13 protein-coding genes and 1 riboswitch are annotated in these 16,935 nt (G+C 70.7%); of the genes, 8 read left to right on the top strand and 5 right to left on the bottom strand.

What is annotated here, in order from left to right; all coding sequences use genetic code 11:
* The first annotated feature begins 436 nt into the window (after window positions 1-436).
* The gene (locus tag ACGF4C_RS27895) at window positions 437-1,210 is read left to right on the top strand and encodes an SDR family oxidoreductase (protein WP_393569628.1); all 774 of its coding nucleotides are present in this window, start codon (window positions 437-439) and stop codon (window positions 1,208-1,210) included.
* A 164-nt stretch (window positions 1,211-1,374) separates the two neighbouring features.
* Window positions 1,375-2,157, top strand: a complete 783-nt coding sequence (gene nagB / locus ACGF4C_RS27890; protein ID WP_310727770.1) for a glucosamine-6-phosphate deaminase — start codon at window positions 1,375-1,377, stop codon at window positions 2,155-2,157.
* A 107-nt stretch (window positions 2,158-2,264) separates the two neighbouring features.
* On the opposite strand, the gene ACGF4C_RS27885 is transcribed toward nagB, so the two are convergent.
* From ACGF4C_RS27885 to ACGF4C_RS27870, 4 genes are all read right to left on the bottom strand, one after another.
* Window positions 2,265-3,809 (bottom strand): glycoside hydrolase family 3 protein, encoded by a 1,545-nt coding sequence (locus ACGF4C_RS27885; protein ID WP_393569555.1) that lies wholly within the window; start codon window positions 3,807-3,809, stop codon window positions 2,265-2,267.
* A gap of 8 nt (window positions 3,810-3,817) precedes the next feature.
* On the bottom strand, window positions 3,818-4,657 hold the full coding sequence (locus ACGF4C_RS27880) for a carbohydrate ABC transporter permease (RefSeq protein WP_393569553.1): 840 nt from the start codon (window positions 4,655-4,657) through the stop codon (window positions 3,818-3,820).
* A complete protein-coding gene (locus ACGF4C_RS27875) occupies window positions 4,654-5,643 on the bottom strand; it encodes a carbohydrate ABC transporter permease (RefSeq protein ID WP_393569551.1) in 990 nt (329 codons plus the stop codon). Before ACGF4C_RS27875 ends, ACGF4C_RS27880 begins: the two co-directional genes overlap by 4 nt.
* Window positions 5,644-5,750: 107 nt before the next feature.
* Window positions 5,751-7,019: an extracellular solute-binding protein gene (locus ACGF4C_RS27870; RefSeq protein ID WP_393569549.1), complete on the bottom strand. Its 1,269-nt coding sequence runs from the start codon at window positions 7,017-7,019 to the stop codon at window positions 5,751-5,753.
* A 241-nt stretch (window positions 7,020-7,260) separates the two neighbouring features.
* On the opposite strand from ACGF4C_RS27870, the gene ACGF4C_RS27865 reads away from it, so the two are divergent.
* The 3 genes from ACGF4C_RS27865 to mctP all read left to right on the top strand — a co-directional run bounded on the left by ACGF4C_RS27865 (window position 7,261) and on the right by mctP (window position 10,116).
* Window positions 7,261-8,019, top strand: coding sequence for a GntR family transcriptional regulator (locus tag ACGF4C_RS27865; protein WP_393569626.1), 759 nt, complete (start codon window positions 7,261-7,263; stop codon window positions 8,017-8,019).
* A 154-nt stretch (window positions 8,020-8,173) separates the two neighbouring features.
* Window positions 8,174-8,431 carry a DUF3311 domain-containing protein gene (locus tag ACGF4C_RS27860; RefSeq protein WP_051823365.1) on the top strand — a complete coding sequence of 86 codons (258 nt, stop codon included), beginning with the start codon at window positions 8,174-8,176 and terminating at the stop codon, window positions 8,429-8,431.
* An 8-nt stretch (window positions 8,432-8,439) separates the two neighbouring features.
* Window positions 8,440-10,116 (top strand): monocarboxylate uptake permease MctP, encoded by a 1,677-nt coding sequence (gene mctP, locus ACGF4C_RS27855; RefSeq protein WP_393569624.1) that lies wholly within the window; start codon window positions 8,440-8,442, stop codon window positions 10,114-10,116.
* A 73-nt stretch (window positions 10,117-10,189) separates the two neighbouring features.
* Here the strand turns inward: mctP and ACGF4C_RS27850 are convergent, their stop codons facing one another.
* A complete protein-coding gene (locus ACGF4C_RS27850; RefSeq protein WP_393569546.1) occupies window positions 10,190-10,774 on the bottom strand; it encodes a Uma2 family endonuclease in 585 nt (194 codons plus the stop codon).
* Window positions 10,775-10,943: 169 nt separating this feature from the next.
* A riboswitch (cobalamin riboswitch) is annotated at window positions 10,944-11,045 on the top strand.
* Window positions 11,046-11,226: 181 nt separating this feature from the next.
* Here ACGF4C_RS27850 and ACGF4C_RS27845 point away from each other — a divergent pair.
* The 3 genes from ACGF4C_RS27845 to ACGF4C_RS27835 all read left to right on the top strand — a co-directional run bounded on the left by ACGF4C_RS27845 (window position 11,227) and on the right by ACGF4C_RS27835 (window position 16,778).
* Window positions 11,227-13,671: a ribonucleoside-diphosphate reductase subunit alpha gene (locus ACGF4C_RS27845; protein ID WP_393569544.1), complete on the top strand. Its 2,445-nt coding sequence runs from the start codon at window positions 11,227-11,229 to the stop codon at window positions 13,669-13,671.
* Window positions 13,671-14,690 carry a ribonucleotide-diphosphate reductase subunit beta gene (locus tag ACGF4C_RS27840; protein ID WP_393569542.1) on the top strand — a complete coding sequence of 340 codons (1,020 nt, stop codon included), beginning with the start codon at window positions 13,671-13,673 and terminating at the stop codon, window positions 14,688-14,690. Before ACGF4C_RS27845 ends, ACGF4C_RS27840 begins: the two co-directional genes overlap by 1 nt.
* A gap of 111 nt (window positions 14,691-14,801) precedes the next feature.
* The gene (locus ACGF4C_RS27835; protein WP_393569540.1) at window positions 14,802-16,778 is read left to right on the top strand and encodes a transglycosylase domain-containing protein; all 1,977 of its coding nucleotides are present in this window, start codon (window positions 14,802-14,804) and stop codon (window positions 16,776-16,778) included.
* Window positions 16,779-16,935: the final 157 nt, after the last annotated feature.

Genomic DNA, 16,935 nt, shown 5'->3' with positions numbered 1-16,935 from the left:
ACAAGTGAGAATGGTCTAGTCCAGAATTCAGCAAAGACCTCCGCCCTCCCCGCACAGGAGGACGGAACGAGGCCGGAAGCGCTCTCTGCCCTGACTGCGCCGAGGCCTCCGATCGACCGGCCCCAGGACGGGACGGCGACCCCACCGCACACGGGGGAGCCCACCGTCCGTACGGCGGGGCCGGCCGATGTCAGCTCCGGGCTGCGGTGCCGATGACAGGTTGAGGGTCCTGTCCCGGCGCCGCGGCCCGCGGGTGTTTCCGGGGCCGGTGACGGCCCGGCTCGGTGATCCACCTTTCCGTAGGACGTGGCCTGCGCGGCCGGAATGCGTGCTACCTTCGTTCTGGACCGAGCGATACAAAACAGTCGCCCGGCAGACGGAGCGGTGTGCCCGCGCGGCGGGGACGCCGGACACGGATGGGGAGGGGCACATGTCCATGGGTGCGCTCAGCGGCAGGACGGCACTGGTCACCGGCGGCGGCCGGGGGATCGGCCGGGCGATCTCGGAACGGCTGGGGCGGGACGGCGCCCGGGTGGCCGTCCACTACGGCCACGACGAGGCGGCGGCGAAGGAGACCGTCGCGGCGATCGAGGCCGCGGGCGGGACGGCCTTCACCGTCCGGGCGGAGCTGGGCGTGCCGGGGGACGCCGAGGCGCTGTGGGCCGCGTTCGACGAGCAGGCCGCGGGGCTGGACGTCCTGGTCAACAACGCCGGGATCAACAAGGCGGTGGACGGGACGCTCAAGGGGATCGGCGCGCTCACCGAGGAGGACTTCGACCGTCTCTTCGCGGTCAACGCCAAGGCGCCGTTCTTCCTGGTGCAGCGCGGGCTGTCCCGGCTGCGCGACGGCGGGCGGATCGTCAATGTCTCCACCGGCCTGACCCGCGGCGCCGCGAAGCCGGAGCTGATCGCGTACGCCATGTCGAAGGGGGCGGTCGACGTCTTCACCTCGACCCTCGCCAAGGACCTGGGGCCGCGCGGCATCACGGTCAACGCGGTGGCGCCGGGGGCGGTGGACACCGACATGAACGCCGGCTGGCTGCGGGGCGAGGACAACGCCGCGGCCCGGGAGCGGGTGCGCGGGCTGTCGCCGCTGGGCCGGGTCGCGGGCGGCGCGGAGATCGCCGACATCGTGGCCTTCCTGGCCTCGGACGACAGCCGGTGGGTGACCGGGCAGTGGATCGACGCGACCGGTGGCGGCCTGCTCTGACGCCGCCTCACCCCGCCGGTCACCGTACCGACGGAAAGCCGCCGCCCGCCGTGGTGCGCCGCCACCCGCTCCGAGGGCCCACCCTCTGGTAGATTGGTCTATACCACCTCCGTTTACGGACGCTGCAGACCCTTCGGACCCTTCTCCAGAACGGCAGGCCAAACGTGGAAGTTGTCATCGTTCCGGACGCCACGGCAGGCGGCGAGCTGATCGCGGAGGCCATCGCCACCCTGGTGCGGCGCAAGCCCGATGCGCTGCTGGGGGTGGCCACCGGCTCGACCCCGCTGCCCATCTACCAGGCGCTCGCGGCGAAGGTCCGGGCCGGCGAGGTGGACGCCTCGCGGACCCGGATCTGCCAGCTCGACGAGTACGTCGGGCTGCCGGCCGGGCACCCCGAGTCCTACCGCTCGGTGGTGCTGCGCGAGGTGGTCGAGCCGCTCGGTCTGGACGAGGGCGCGTTCATGGGGCCGGACGGTACGGCCGAGGACGTCCAGGCCGCCTGCGAGGCGTACGACCGGGCGCTGGGCGAGGCCGGCGGGGTGGACCTCCAGCTGCTCGGCATCGGCACCGACGGGCACATCGGCTTCAACGAGCCCTGCTCCTCGCTGGCGTCGCGGACCCGCATCAAGACGCTGACCCGGCAGACCCGGGAGGACAACGCCCGGTTCTTCGACAGCCTCGACGAGGTCCCGCACCACGTCATCACCCAGGGCATCGGCACCATCCTGGAGGCCCGGCACCTGGTGCTGCTGGCCACCGGTGAGGGCAAGGCGGACGCGGTGGCCCATGCGGTGGAGGGCCCGGTGGCCGCGCTGGTCCCGGCCTCCGCGCTCCAGCTGCACCCGCACGCCACGGTCGTGGTCGACGAGGCCGCAGCCGGCAAGCTGAAGCTCGCCGACTACTTCCGCGCCACCTACGCGGCGAAGCCGGAGTGGCAGGGCATCTGACCCGCCCGCGGGCCGCGCCCGCGTACGGACCGGCCGGGGCGTTCCCACGGGGAGCGCCCCGGCCGGTCCGTATCCCGACTGCTCCGTGGCCCGGCCGGTCCGGGTTTTCAGAGGCGTCCGGTGAGGGCCTCGGCCGCGGCCCGGCCGCAGACCCGGGCGGCGCCGTGGGTGGCGAGGTGGAGGGCGCCCCGGGGCGGGGCCTGGGGGACGCCCATTTCCACGACGGCGGTGCCGGGGCGGGCGGCCAGGAGGGCGGCCAGGGCGTCGGCCATCCAGGGGTGGCGGTGGACGTCGCGGACGACGGCCACGATCCGGCGGCCGGCGGCCGCGGTGAGCAGGCCCTCGACCAGTGCCGGGATCCCGGCCGCAGCGGCGTCCGCGGAGTAGGTGCCGGTGTCGGTGCCCGGCAGCAGGCGGGCCAGTTCGGCGGCGACGCCCCACGGCGTCTCGTCGCCGACCGCGATGTTGGCGAGCGGGGTGAACGCCGCGACGTAGGCGGCGCCGGTGAGCGGTGCGTACGGCTGCCCGCCCGCGGTGCGGCGCAGGGCGCGCCGGGCGGCGGTGAGGCCGATCCCCGGCGCGGGCGCGGCCCGCTCCCCCGCGGCCCCCTCCCCCGCGGCCACGGTCCAGCGCGCCAGGGCGCGCACCCGTGCCGCGGCGTCGGCCAGCCGCTCCTCCGGCAGTTCGCCGTCGCGCACCGCCGCCACCAGGGCGTCGCGCAGCCGCAGCACGATGTCCTCGTCGGCGAGGCCGCCACCCACGCAGATCGCGTCCGCGCCGGCCGCGAGGGCGAGCACGCTGCCGCGTTCGATGCCGTAGGTGGCGGAGATGGCCTGCATCTCCATGCCGTCGGTGACGATCAGGCCGTCGAAGCCGAGGCCGCCCTCGGTGGCGGGGGCGCGCAGCAGGCCGTGCAGGGCGGCCGGGCTGAGTGTGGCGGGGCGGTCGCCGTCCAGTGCGGGCAGCAGGATGTGGGCGCTCATCACGGCGCGGGTGCCGGCCGCGACCGCGGCGCGGAACGGGACGAGTTCGCGCTCCTGGAGGGTGGCCAGGTCGGCGGTGATCCGCGGCAGGTCGAGGTGGGAGTCGACGGCGGTGTCGCCGTGGCCGGGGAAGTGCTTGGTGCAGGCGGCCACGCCGGCGGACTGCAGGCCCTCGACGTAGGCGGCGGTGTGCCGGGCGACCAGGTGCGGGTCGGCGCCGAAGGAGCGGACGCCGATGACCGGGTTGTCCGGGTTGGAGTTGACGTCGGCGGACGGTGCCCAGTTGAGAGTGATGCCGCACTCGGCCAGCCGGCGGCCGAGTTCCCGGGCGACCGCGCGGGTCAGGGCCGGGTCGTCGACGGCGCCCAGCGCGTGGTTGCCGGGGAAGGAGGAGCCGCCGCGCACTTCGAGGCGGGTGACGTCGCCGCCCTCCTCGTCGACGGCGACCAGGACGTCCTCGCGTTCCCGGCGCAACCGGCCGGTCAGCGCGGCCAGTTGGCCGGGGTTCGCCACATTGCGGCCGAACAGGCCGACCGTGGTCAGGCCCTCGCCGAGCCGGCGCAGCAGCCAGTCGGGGGCGGTGGTGCCGGTGAAGCCGGGCTGGAGGACGGCGAGCGCGTCGCGGGTGAGGGTGTCGGTGGGGCGTACCGGGCGGACGGGAGGTGGCATGGCGTGCGTTATCCCTTCACTGCGCCGGAGGTGAGACCGCCGACCGCCTTGCGTTGCAGGAACAGGAAGAGGACGAGGATCGGGACGGCGAAGAGGGAGGCGGCGGCCATGGTGGCGCCCCAGTCGTCGCCGAACTGGGTCTGGAACTGCGAGAGCCACAGCGGCAGCGTGCCGGTGCCCGGCTCCTTGTTGAGGACCAGCACGAGCGGGAACTCGTTCCAGGCGGTGATGAAGCCGAAGAGGGAGGTGGCCATCAGGCCGGGTGCCAGCAGCGGGAGGACGACCTTGCGGAACGCCTGCCGCCGGGAGCAGCCGTCGACCATCGCGGACTCCTCCAGTTCCCTGGGCACCGCGGCGACGTAGCCGCGCAGCGTCAGCAGGGTGAAGGGCAGCACCATCAGCATGTAGAAGCAGGTGAGCGGGACGAGGCTGTTGAGCAGGTCGGCGTCCCGGACGATCAGGTAGATGGAGATCACCATGACCTCCCAGGGCGCCATCTGGGCGACCATGAAGGTCAGCAGGATGCCGCGGCGGCCCTTGAAGCGCATCCGGGTGAGGGCGAACGCCCCGCAGAGCGCGATGACCAGGGACAGCCCGACGGCCAGGACGGTCACGACGACCGAGTTGCCGGCCAGTGCCCAGAAGTGGGGGGCGGTGACGGCCGTCGCGAAGTGCTCGACGGTGCCGTGGAAGGGGAACCACACCGGGTCCTCGGTGATGATGTCCCGGGTCGGTTTGAAGGCGGTGCTGAACATCCAGTAGACGGGGAAGACGAAACCGAGGGCGAGCAGGGCCGCGGTGGCGTTGGGCCAGATGCGGCCGGCCGTCGAAAGGGCCGTGCGCTTCACAGCTCGTTCTCCTCTTGCTGTTCCTGCTTGAGCGTCAGACGCAGGTAGTGGGCGGTCATCACGAGCAGCACGGCGATGGTGAGCAGGGAGATCGCGGCGCCCATGCCGAAGTGGAGGTTGCCGACGCCCTCGGTGAAGGCGTAGATCGGCAGGGTTTCGGTGAGCCGGTCCGGGCCGCCCTGGTTGATCGCGAAGATCTGCGGGAACGCCTTGAAGACCCAGATGATCTCCAGGAACGTGGTGGCCAGGAAGAACGGCTTGAGGAAGGGGAAGGTGACGGAGGTGAAGACCTTCCAGGTGCCGGCCCCGTCCATCCGGGCGGCTTCGTAGAGCTCCCGGGGGATGGTCGTGGTGGCCGCGTAGAGGTTGAGGGCCACGAACGGCAGGGACTGCCACACGATCAGCACGGTGATCACGAAGAAGGTCGACAGCTGGGTGCCGACCCAGTCGTAGTGGGCCATGGAGTGCCGGCCGAGCTTGTCGAGCAGCCAGTTGACGACGCCGTAGCGGGAGTCGAAGAGCCACTGGAAGACGGTGGTGGCGGCGACCACCGGCATCGCCCAGGCCAGGACCAGCGCGAGCGACAGGGTCAGCCGCATCTTCTTGCCGAGCCGGGCCAGCAGCAGTCCGATCAGCACGCCCAGGACCATGATCAGGACCACGTTGACCGCGGTGAAGACGACGGTCCGGCCGGTGACCCGCCAGAACTGCTCGCTGCCCAGGACCTCCTGGTAGTTGCCGGTCCCGCGCCAGTCGGTGAGGTGCTGGATGAGCTCCTTCATGTTGAGGTTCTGGAAGGAGAGCAGCAGGTTGCGGACCAGCGGCCAGCCGAGGAAGACGGCGGTGGCGAGCAGGGCGGGCAGCAGGAGGAGGTAGGGGGTGCGGCGGGCGGTCCGTCTGCCCACGGTGCCGCGGGCGGGCGGGGCTCCCCCCTTGCCGGTGCGCGGCGCGGTCTTTTCCACCGCGGCGTCGAGCTGCACTGCCATGGCCCCTGTTCCCCCTTGTTGTCGCCGGGTTGCCGTGAAGGTCGGTGTGCGCCTGCCCACGCGCGTACGGGGCCGGGGACGGCCGGCCCCGTACGCAGCCGGTGTGGTTACTGCTTGGCGAGCCGCGCGTTGATGTCGGACTCGATGTCCTTGGCGGCGTCGGCCGGGGACTTACCGTTCAGCACGGCCGTCATGTAGTTCTTGATGGGGTTCGGGACGTTCTCCACGGCGGCCCACTGCGGAATGAGCGGGGTGGTGCCGCCGGACTTCTGTGCGGCGGGGGCGGCGGCCGCGGCGGCCGGATTCTCCTGGGCGGCGCCGGCCAGGTCGGCGGACTTGGGGGTCCAGCCGGCCTCCTTGACCATCTGCCCGTCGTTCTCCTTGGAGAGTGCGACCTTCAGGAATTCCTTGGCGAGTTCCTGGTTCTTGCCCATTCCGGCGACCGCGAAGTTGGAGCCGCCGAGGAATACTCCCTCGGGCTTGCCGGCGGTCTCGCCCGGAATGGTGAAGAAGCCGATGTCCGGCTTGATGTCCGGGTTGGTCTTGACGGCTTCGGCGGCCTCGTAGCCCATGGCGATGATGGCGCCGGTCTTCCCCTTGGCGAAGATCTCGGCCTGCTGCGGGGTGGCCTCGTCCTTGTTCTTCGGCGCGGTGCTGAAGGACTGGTACTGCCGGTAGATGTCCATGGCCTTGGAGACCTTGGGGTCGCCGAGGTTGGAGACCCACTTGCCGCCCTGCTTCTTCACCAGGTCGGCCCCGGTGCCGATGGTCAGGCCGTCGAAGAAGTACCAGTTCTGGCCGGGCAGGTAGAGCGGTTCGGCGTCGGTCTTCTTCTTGATGGTGTCGAAGTCCTTGAAGAGCTCGGAACGGGTCTTCGGAATTCCCTTGATACCGGCCTTCGCCCAGATCTTCTTGTTGTACATCACCACGCGGTTCCCGGCGTACCACGGCAGTGCGTACTGCTTTCCGTCCACGATCGACGCCTTGTTGAACGCGTCGTTCCAGTCGGCGCCGATGTCCTTCTTGAGGTCACCGAGGTCGGCCAGGGCGCCCGCCTTGGCGTAGGCGGCGGTCTGGGTGTTGCCGATTTCCACGACGTCCGGCGGGGTGTCCTCGGAAAGGGCGGTGCTCAGCTTCTGCTGAATGCCGTTCCACTGCTGGACCTTGAACTCGACGGTCGCGCCGGTCTTCTTCTTGAACTGCTCGGAGACCTGCTTGGACCACTGTGCCGGGTTCGATCCGCTCATCACCCATACGGTCAGCTTCTGGCCCTTGAAGCCGTCCGCCCCCGTCTTCCCGCCGTCGCTGGACCCACAGGCAGCGACACTCACCAGCATTCCCGCGACGGCCGTCGCTGCTATGAGCCCACGCTTCATTGCGCTCTCCCCTAAAGGCCGGGTGTGGTCTTTAATGGTTTAGACCAGTTCCCGCAGCTTGGCCTAGACCTTTTGGGGTGTCAAGGGTGTATAAGAGTCGCTGTCAGGTCCGTTACCGGACCGACATCAGGCGGGCCGGGACCTGCGAGAGGGCGCGGGGAACCCTTCCGTGCCACGATGTGAGCCGCTACGTACGGAGGAGCCGGTGACGGCAGCAGGACAGGGGTCGGAGAGGCGGGTCATGGAGACCGACGGCGGCAGCGTCGAGAGCGCCGGCGGCGCGCGGACCGCGCGCGTGCCCAAGTACTACCGCCTCAAGCGGCACTTGTTGGAAATCACCGAAACCCTGCCGCCCGGCACCCCGGTCCCGCCCGAACGCACCCTCGCCGCGGAGTTCGACACCTCGCGGACCACCGTCCGCCAGGCCCTCCAGGAACTGGTCGTCGAGGGCCGGCTGGAACGCATCCAGGGCAAGGGCACCTTCGTGGCCAAGCCCAAGGTTTCCCAGGCCCTGCAACTGACCTCCTACACGGAGGACATGCGTGCCCAGGGGCTGGAACCGACCTCCCAGCTGCTGGACATCGGCTATGTCACCGCCGACGACCGGCTGGCCGGCCTGCTGGACATCGCGCCCGGCGGGCGGGTGCTGCGCATCGAACGGCTGCGGCTGGCCAGCGGTGAGCCGATGGCGATCGAGACCACCCACCTGTCGGCCAAGCGCTTCCCCGCGCTCCGCCGCAACCTGGTCAAGTACACCTCGCTGTACACCGCGCTGGCCGAGGTCTACGACGTCCGGCTCGCCGAGGCCGAGGAGACCATCGAGACCTCGCTCGCCACCCCGCGCGAGGCCGGACTGCTGGGCACCGACGTCGGCCTGCCGATGCTGATGCTCTCCCGCCACTCCCTCGACGCCCAGGGGCAGCCGGTGGAATGGGTGCGCTCGGTCTACCGCGGCGACCGCTACAAGTTCGTCGCCAGGCTGCAGCGCCCCACGGACTGAACGGCACCGGCGGGCGCGGAACTCCCGTTGCCCGCCGCCCCGTTCCCGGCGAAGTGTCCATACCGATATGCGGACACCTAGTGACGCGCGCCACGGCCCTGCCATAGATTTCCAGCCGATTGCACAGGAGACAGCCAGGGACGGAGCCACGCTGATGCCAGAGCCAGCCGAATCACCGACCGGAAGACAGGTCGTCACCCCGACGCGCATCGTGGCCGGACTGTGCCTGCTGGCCCCGTTCGTCTCGATGCTGTGGGTGAGCTCGTACGCCAGGATCGAGCCGACGCTGATCGGGATCCCGTTCTTCTACTGGTACCAGATGGCGTGGGTGCTGATCTCTACGGTGCTGACCACCGTCGCGTACAAGCTCGTCCGGCGTGAGCAGCGCCTCCGCAAGGACGGTGGCCGGTGAGCGCCCTCGTGACCGCGGCCCCGGCGACCGTCCGGCTGGCCGCCTCCCAGACCCACGGCGTCAACGGCGTCGCCCTCGCCGTCTTCGTCTTCTTCTTCCTGGCCGTGACGGTCATGGGCTTCCTCGCCGCCCGCTGGCGCAAGGCCGAGCAGTCCGCCAACCTGGACGAATGGGGCCTGGGCGGCCGCAGCTTCGGCACCTGGATCACGTGGTTCCTGCTCGGCGGTGACCTGTACACCGCGTACACCTTCGTGGCCGTCCCGGCGGCGGTCTACACGGCGGGCGCCTCCGGCTTCTTCGCCGTGCCGTACACGATCCTGGTCTACCCCTTCATCTTCCTCTTCCTGCCCCGCCTCTGGTCGGTCTCGCACAAGCACGGCTACGTCACCACCTCCGACTTCGTCCGCGGCCGCTTCGGCTCCAAGGGCCTGTCGCTGGCGGTGGCGCTCACCGGCATCCTCGCCACGATGCCGTACATCGCGCTCCAGCTGGTGGGCATCCAGGCCGTGCTGGACGTCATGGGGATCGGCGGCGGCGAGCACACCAACTGGTTCGTCAAGGACCTCCCGCTGCTGATCGCCTTCGCGGTGCTGGCGGCCTACACCTACTCCTCCGGTCTGCGTGCGCCCGCCCTGATCGCGTTCGTCAAGGACGGCCTGATCTACCTCGTCATCGGCGTCGCGATCATCTACATCCCGATCAAACTGGGCGGCTTCGACAGCATCTTCCACGCGGCGGGCAAGGCGCTCGCGCAGCCCGGCGCCGTCCCCGGCAAACCACGCGGCGAAGTGACCAGCGGCCCCAACGCCCAGTGGGCGTACGCCACGCTGGCCCTCGGCTCGGCCCTGGCGCTGTTCATGTACCCGCACTCGATCACCGCGACGCTGTCCTCGCGCAGCCGCAACGTGATCCGCCGCAACACCACGATCCTGCCGCTCTACTCGCTGATGCTGGGCCTGCTGGCGCTGCTCGGCTTCATGGCGATCAAGGCCGGTACGGACATCCAGGGCAACCCGCAACTGGCCATCCCCCAGCTGTTCGAGGACATGTTCCCCAGCTGGTTCACCGGCGTCGCGTTCGCCGCGATCGGCATCGGCGCCCTGGTCCCGGCGGCCATCATGTCCATCGCGGCCGCCAACCTCTTCACCCGGAACGTCTACAAGGACTTCCTCAAGCAGGACGCCACACCCGAGCAGGAGCACAAGGTCGCCAAGCTGGTCTCCCTGCTGGTCAAGGTCGGCGCCCTGGTCTTCGTCCTCACCATGGACAAGACCGTCGCCATCAACTTCCAGCTGCTGGGCGGCATCTGGATCCTGCAGACCCTGCCGTCCCTGGTCGGCGGCCTGTTCACCCGCTGGTTCCACCGCTGGGCACTCCTGGCGGGCTGGGCGGCCGGCATGCTCTACGGCACGCTCGCGGCGTACGGCGTGGCCACCCCGAAGCAGAAGCACTTCGGCGGCCCCAGCACGGCGATCCCCGGCCTCGGGGAGATCGGCTACATCGGCCTGACCGCGTTCGTCCTGAACGTCGTCGTCGCGGTCGTCCTCACCGTCGTCCTACGGGCCTTCAACGCCCCCGACGGCACGGACGAGACCAGCCCCGCGGACTACACCGCCGACGCGGGCGACGAAGGCGTGGCCGTCGAACTCCCCCCGGCGACGGCGGGGGCTCCGGCGGGGCACTGAGCCACCCCGCGTCCGACGCCACGGGCCGCTGCCTCTCGCACGGGAGGCAGCGGCCCGTTCCGTACACCCCGGATCAGTTCGCCCAGTCCTTGAGCGGCTCGGTGTCGAGGGTGATGCCGACGGGGTCCGGGAGGTGGAGAGACTTGCCGTACGGGACGGTGTGCACGTTCTCGTACCGGGAACCGTTCGGCTCGCTGTACACGGACACCTCGCAGTTGTCACGGTCGATCAGCAGGTAGACCGGAATGCCGGTTTCGGCGTACGCGCGGGGCTTCTCCACCCGATCGCGCTGGTCGGTGTCCGCGTCGTGCGAAGTCACCTCGACGACCATCAACACCGGTTCGGGATCCGCCCATTCACCCTGACCGACGAAAGCATCACTGGGAACGAGCGAGCCATCAGGGCGGAGGCGGCCGTTCCGGTAAGCCTCCGTCTTCAGCCCCTGGTTCGGGTCCAGAAAGAGCTCAGGCCTGTGCTGCATGCAGATGCGCAGCAACCACTGGATGATCCGTCCGTGATCCCCGTCCGGCATGGGCTTGCTCTTGACCTTCCCGTTGATGAGCTCCAACCGCGCCTCTTCCTCCAAGCGGCTGAGTATCCGGGCGGCCTCTTCGAAATCGGCCGTGCTGATGTGCGGCCGGTCGGCAAGCGCGGTCATGGAGCCTCCTCCTTCTGTCATCGGGCAGAGCAAGGAACGTGCAACCGACGATAGCCGAGACCACTGACAGGCACCGCCCGATCACTCGTTGATCACTCGCGACACACTAGATGTGGGGGTGCACCTGAGGGGCCACCACCACATGTATGCTCGTCCTCGCTGTCGCCGCAGGGGAACCCGGTGGGAATCCGGGACTGTCCCGCAACGGTGTACGAGCGCACCCGCCCGCCTTTGTCGACGGGCCGCCGTGCGCCCGGAAGTCCGAGGACCTGCCGACGGCACGCCCGCACCGCCATCGGTGCGGACGTCGATACGTCCGGGCCCCGAGGGAGGGCCGGTGGACGCCGCGCGGTGTGCCCGCGCACCCCTGACCTGACGGGGTGCCGCATGCCCGCGTGCGCCCGTCGCGCCCGCGCCCCTCCCGGCCCCCGCCGAGTGAGGGAGAGCATCACGTGACCATCGCGCCAACGGAACCCGCGTCAGACGCCGAGGTCGTGCCGCCCGCGGTGACCACGCCGCCCGCCTCCGACGGTCCGGGCGTCGCCCTGCTGCGCACCCTCACCGACCTGACCGCGGACCTCACCGCGACCGACCCCGGCAAGGTGGCCGCCGCCGCCCTGCGCGGCCGGCACGCGGGTTCCGACGAGGCCGAGCTGCGCGCGCTGGCCACCGAGGCCGCGGCCGGCCTGATCGGTGACGAGCCGGAGTACTCCAAGCTCGCCGCGCGGCTGCTCACCCTCGCGATCTCGGAGGAGGCGGCCGAACAGGGGGCGGTCGCCTTCTCCGCCTCCATCGAGGTCGGCCACCGCGAGGGCCTGATCGCCGACGAGACCGCGGAGTTCGTCCGGGCGCACGCGGCGCGGCTGGACGCGCTGGTCGAGCAGGCGCTCGCGGACGGCGCCGACGACCGCTTCGGCTACTTCGGCCTGCGCACCCTGCACTCCCGCTACCTGCTGCGGCACCCCACCACCCGTCAGGTGATCGAGACGCCCCAGCACTTCCTGCTGCGGGTGGCCTGCGGCCTCGCGGAGGCCGCCGATTCGCCCGAGGCCACCGAGCGGGCGCTGGTGGACGTCGCCGAGCTGTACCGCCTCACCAGCTCGCTGTCGTACCTCCCCTCCTCCCCCACCCTCTTCAACTCCGGCACCCGCCACCCCCAGATGTCGTCCTGCTACCTGCTGGACTCCCCGCTGGACGAGCTGGACTCGATCTACGACCGGTACCACCAGGTCGCCCGGCTCTCCAAGCACGCCGGCGGCATCGGACTGTCGTACTCCCGGATCCGGGCCCGTGGTTCGCTGATCCGCGGCACCAACGGGCACTCCAACGGCATCGTGCCGTTCCTGCGCACGCTGGACGCCTCGGTGGCGGCGGTGAACCAGGGCGGCCGGCGCAAGGGCGCGGCCTGCGTCTACCTGGAGACCTGGCACGCGGACATCGAGGAGTTCCTGGAGCTCCGCGACAACACCGGCGAAGAGGCCCGCCGTACCCACAACCTGAACCTCGCGCACTGGATCCCGGACGAGTTCATGCGCCGGGTGGAGGCGGACGCCGACTGGTCGCTGTTCTCGCCCTCCGACGTCCCCGAGCTGGTGGACCTGTGGGGCGCGGAGTTCGACGCCGCGTACCGCAAGGCCGAGGCCGAGGGCCGGGCGCTCAAGCAGATCCCGGCCCGGGTGCTGTACTCCCGCATGATGCGCACCCTGGCGCAGACCGGCAACGGCTGGATGACGTTCAAGGACGCCGCCAACCGCACCGCCAACCAGACCGCCGAGCCCGGCAAGGTCGTGCACTCCTCCAACCTGTGCACGGAGATCCTGGAGGTGACCGACGACGGGGAGACCGCGGTCTGCAACCTCGGGTCGGTCAACCTCGCCGCCCACCTGGGCAACGAGGCCAACGGCTGGGAGGAGGCGATGGACTGGGAGCGGCTGGACGCCACGGTCCGTACGGCCGTCACCTTCCTCGACCGCGTCGTGGACATCAACTTCTACCCCACCGAGCAGGCCGCCGCCTCCAACTCCCGCTGGCGCCCGGTCGGTCTGGGCCTGATGGGTCTGCAGGACGTCTTCTTCCGGCTGCGGCTGCCCTTCGACTCCCCCGAGGCGAAGGAGCTGTCCACCCGTATCTCCGAGCGGATCATGCTCGCCGCCTACGAGGCGTCCGCCGACCTCGCCGAGCGGCACGGCCCGCACCCCGCCTGGTCCGCGACCCGTACCGCCCGCGGCGTGCTGCACCCCGACCACTACCCGGACGCCGAGCCGCGCTGGGCGGACCGCTGGGCCGCGCTGCGCGCCCGCATCGCGAAGACCGGGATGCGCAACTCCCTCCTCCTCGCGATCGCGCCGACCGCGACCATCGCCTCCATCGCCGGTGTGTACGAGTGCATCGAGCCGCAGGTGTCCAACCTCTTCAAGCGCGAGACGCTGAGCGGTGAGTTCCTGCAGGTCAACGCCTACCTGATCGAGGAGCTCAAGGCTCTGGGCCTGTGGGACGCGCGGACCCGTGACGCGCTGCGCGAGGCGAACGGCTCGGTGCAGGACGTGGCGTGGATCCCCGAGCGGATCCGGGCGCTCTACCGCACCGCCTGGGAGATCCCGCAGCGCGCCCTGATCGACATGGCCGCGGCCCGTACGCCGTTCCTCGACCAGAGCCAGTCGCTGAACCTCTTCATGGCGTCGCCGACCATCGGCAAGCTCAGCTCGATGTACGCGTACGCCTGGAAGCGCGGCATCAAGACCACGTACTACCTGCGGTCGCGCCCGGCGACGCGGATCGCGCAGTCGGCGCGCGCCGCGTCCGTCCCCGCCCAGCAAGCGCCGCAACTGCCGGTGACCGACCCCGAGGCGGTCGCCTGCTCCCTGGAAAACCCCGAGTCCTGCGAGGCCTGCCAGTAATGTCCGACACCGCCCGTTCAAAGAACCTGCTCGACCCGGGCTTCGAACTCACCCTGCGGCCCATGCGGTACCCGGAGTTCTACGACCGCTACCGCGACGCGATCAAGAACACCTGGACCGTGGAGGAGGTCGACCTCCACTCCGACGTGGCCGACCTCGCCAAGCTCTCGCCCGGCGAGCAGCACATGATCGGCCGGCTGGTCGCGTTCTTCGCGACCGGTGACTCGATCGTCGCCAACAACCTGGTCCTGACGCTGTACAAGCACATCAACTCCCCCGAGGCGCGGCTGTACCTGAGCCGTCAGCTCTTCGAGGAGGCGGTGCACGTCCAGTTCTATCTGACGCTGCTGGACACCTATCTGCCCGATCCGGAGGACCGTGCCGCCGCCTTCGCCGCGGTGGAGAACATCCCGTCCATCCGGGAGAAGGCCCAGTTCTGCTTCAAGTGGATGGACTCGGTCGAGAGCATCGACCGGCTGGAGTCCAAGGCCGACCGCCGTCGCTTCCTCCTCAACCTCATCTGTTTCGCGGCGTGCATCGAGGGCCTGTTCTTCTACGGTGCCTTCGCCTACGTCTACTGGTTCCGCTCGCGCGGGCTGCTGCACGGCCTGGCCACCGGCACCAACTGGGTCTTCCGCGACGAGTCCATGCACATGGAGTTCGCGTTCTCGGTGGTGGACACGGTCCGCGAGGAGGAGCCCGACCTCTTCGACGACAAGCTGGAGCTGCAGGTCACCGAGATGCTGAGGGAGGCCGTCGAGGCCGAGCTGCAGTTCGGCCGTGACCTGTGCGGCGACGGCCTGCCGGGGATGAACACCGAGTCGATGCGCGAGTACCTGCAGTGCGTCGCGGACCAGCGTCTGCAGCGGCTCGGCTTCGCGCCCGTGTACGGCTCGGAGAACCCGTTCTCCTTCATGGAGCTGCAGAACGTCCAGGAGCTGACCAACTTCTTCGAGCGCCGGGCCTCCGCCTACCAGGTCGCCGTCGAGGGCTCGGTCTCCTTCGACGACGACTTCTAGGCCGGCGCCCCGACGTCCTTGCCGGCGGCGCCCGTTCACCCCGGTCACCTGCGATTGTGAGCGTTCTGTTACCTCGGCAACCAGGGCCGGGGCCGCCACATCTATCCGGTTATGAAGGGCACGAAGGGGCGTCGCCGGTTCATCGACTATCCGCGCCGGGGACGCGAGGGGCTGCGCTGTTGGCTGCCGTCATGGCGGCTGTGGCTCGGCACCCTCGCGTTCGGCATCCTCTCCCTGGCGGGGTTGTTCGCGTTCGTGTACGCGAAGATCGACATACCGGACGAGAACGAGCTCGCCGGTAAGGAGGCCACCGTCTACTACTGGGCGGACGGCAGCCAGATGGTGAGCGTGGGCGCCGTCAACCGGCAGAACATCACCCTCGACAAGGTCCCCGACTCGGTCGAGAACGCGGTGATCTCCGCCGAGAACGCCACGTTCTACAGCGATCCCGGGGTATCCGTCCAGGGAATCGCCCGGGCCCTGGTCAACATGGTCTCCGGCGAGGAGACCCAGGGCGGCTCCACCATCACCCAGCAGTACGTGAAGAACACCTATCTCTCGCAGGACCAGACGGTCACCCGCAAGCTGCGGGAATTCATCATCGCGCTGAAGGTGAGCAACCAGAAGTCCAAGCGCGACATCCTCCGCGGCTACCTCAACACCAGCTGGTTCGGCCGCGGTTCGTACGGCATCCAGGCCGCCGCCCACGCGTACTACGGCATCGACGCCAAGAACCTCAGTCCCAGCCAGGGCGCCCTGCTGGCGGCCACGCTGAAGGGTGCCGACCAGTACGACCCGGGGCTGAGCGAGGCCAACCACCGGCGGGCGGTGGCACGCTGGCGGTGGATCCTCGACCGGCAGGTCGCCACCGGCAAGATGAGCGAGGAGGAACGGGCGAAGTACCGCACCTTCCCCGAGCCCCGGCCGCCGTCGAAGCCCACCAGCCAGGCCGGCCAGATCGGCTATCTCGTCGACGTCGCCAACAAGTTCATCAAGGCCGACACCGGGCTCACCGACAAGGACCTGGCGCGCGGCGGCTACCGCGTCCACACCACCTTCGACAAGAAGCGCACCCGCCGCCTGGAGGCGGCCGTGAACACCGTCCGCCGGGAGAACCTCGACCCGAAGGAGCGGGCCGCCGACACCTTCGTGGAATTCGGGGCGGCCTCGGTGCGCCCCCGGGACGGCGCGATCGTCGCGCTCTACGGCGGTGCCGACGCCACCCGGCACTTCAGCAACAACGCGGACACCACGGCGGTCCCGGCCGGCTCGGCCTTCAAACCCTTCGTGCTCGCCGCCGCCCTCCAGCAGCAGGTCGACACCACCGTGCAGCCCACCGACCGCCCCGAGGGGGCCGGCCGGGCCGTCCCGGTGGACTGGCGGCCGGACCAGGCCGCAGCGGACCTCGGCAGCGCCCTGGTGCAGGCCCAGAACCCGCCGTTCGTCCAGGCCGGGCAGCGGATCGGGCTGGCCCGGATCCGGGACCTCGCGGTGGCCGCCGGACTGCGCAAGGAGAGCATGGCCCGCCTGGAGCAGACCTTCCCGCTCGGCACCTCGGCGCCCAGCGCGATACGGATGGCGAGCGCCTACACCACGTTCGCCAACGGCGGGCTGCACGCCGATCCGTACGCGGTGTCGTCCATGACGCACGACGGCCGCACGGTCCCCGGCTTCGAGCGGTCGGTGCCCCAGCAGGTCCTCGACGCCGGGGTCGCCCAGCAGGTGACCGGCGCCCTGGAGGGCGTGGGATGGCGCACGCTGGGGCTGCCGGACGCCAAGCCGGCCGGGCCGCCGGTGGCGGCCGGCCGTACCGAGCCGGGCGACCGGATGAAGTCGGCGTGGTTCATCGGCAGCCCGGCGCCCGCCCCGGTCGGCACCGGGCCCGGCACCGGCGGCGGGAACTGGGGCGGCGTCCGCCCCGGCACCACGCCGGGCGCCGGTGACGAGCCGACCACCGCCGTCACCATGTTCCGCAACCAGCCCGGTGCGCCCCAACTGCTGGGCCTGCAGGGCGTCGGCGGCCCCCGCACCGGTCTGGGGACGTCCCTCCCGCCGAAGGTCTGGAGCGCCTACCAGGACGCCTCGTAGACCGGCCGCCGGTACGCCTCGTGGACGCGGGCGGGCGCCCCCCCCCCCCCGGGGCCGGCGCCCCCCCCCCCGGCCCCCCCCCGCCCCCCCCCCGCGGGGGGGGGGCCCCCCCCGGGGCGCCGCGCCCCCGCGGGCCAACGCCGCCCCGCCGCCGAGC

The sequence above is a fragment of the Streptomyces sp. NPDC048197 genome, assembly GCF_043202395.1.
GTDB classification, from domain to species: domain Bacteria; phylum Actinomycetota; class Actinomycetes; order Streptomycetales; family Streptomycetaceae; genus Streptomyces; species Streptomyces siderophoricus.
Note: the sequence above shows the minus strand (reverse complement) of the source record. Positions and strands in the feature narration are given on the sequence as shown.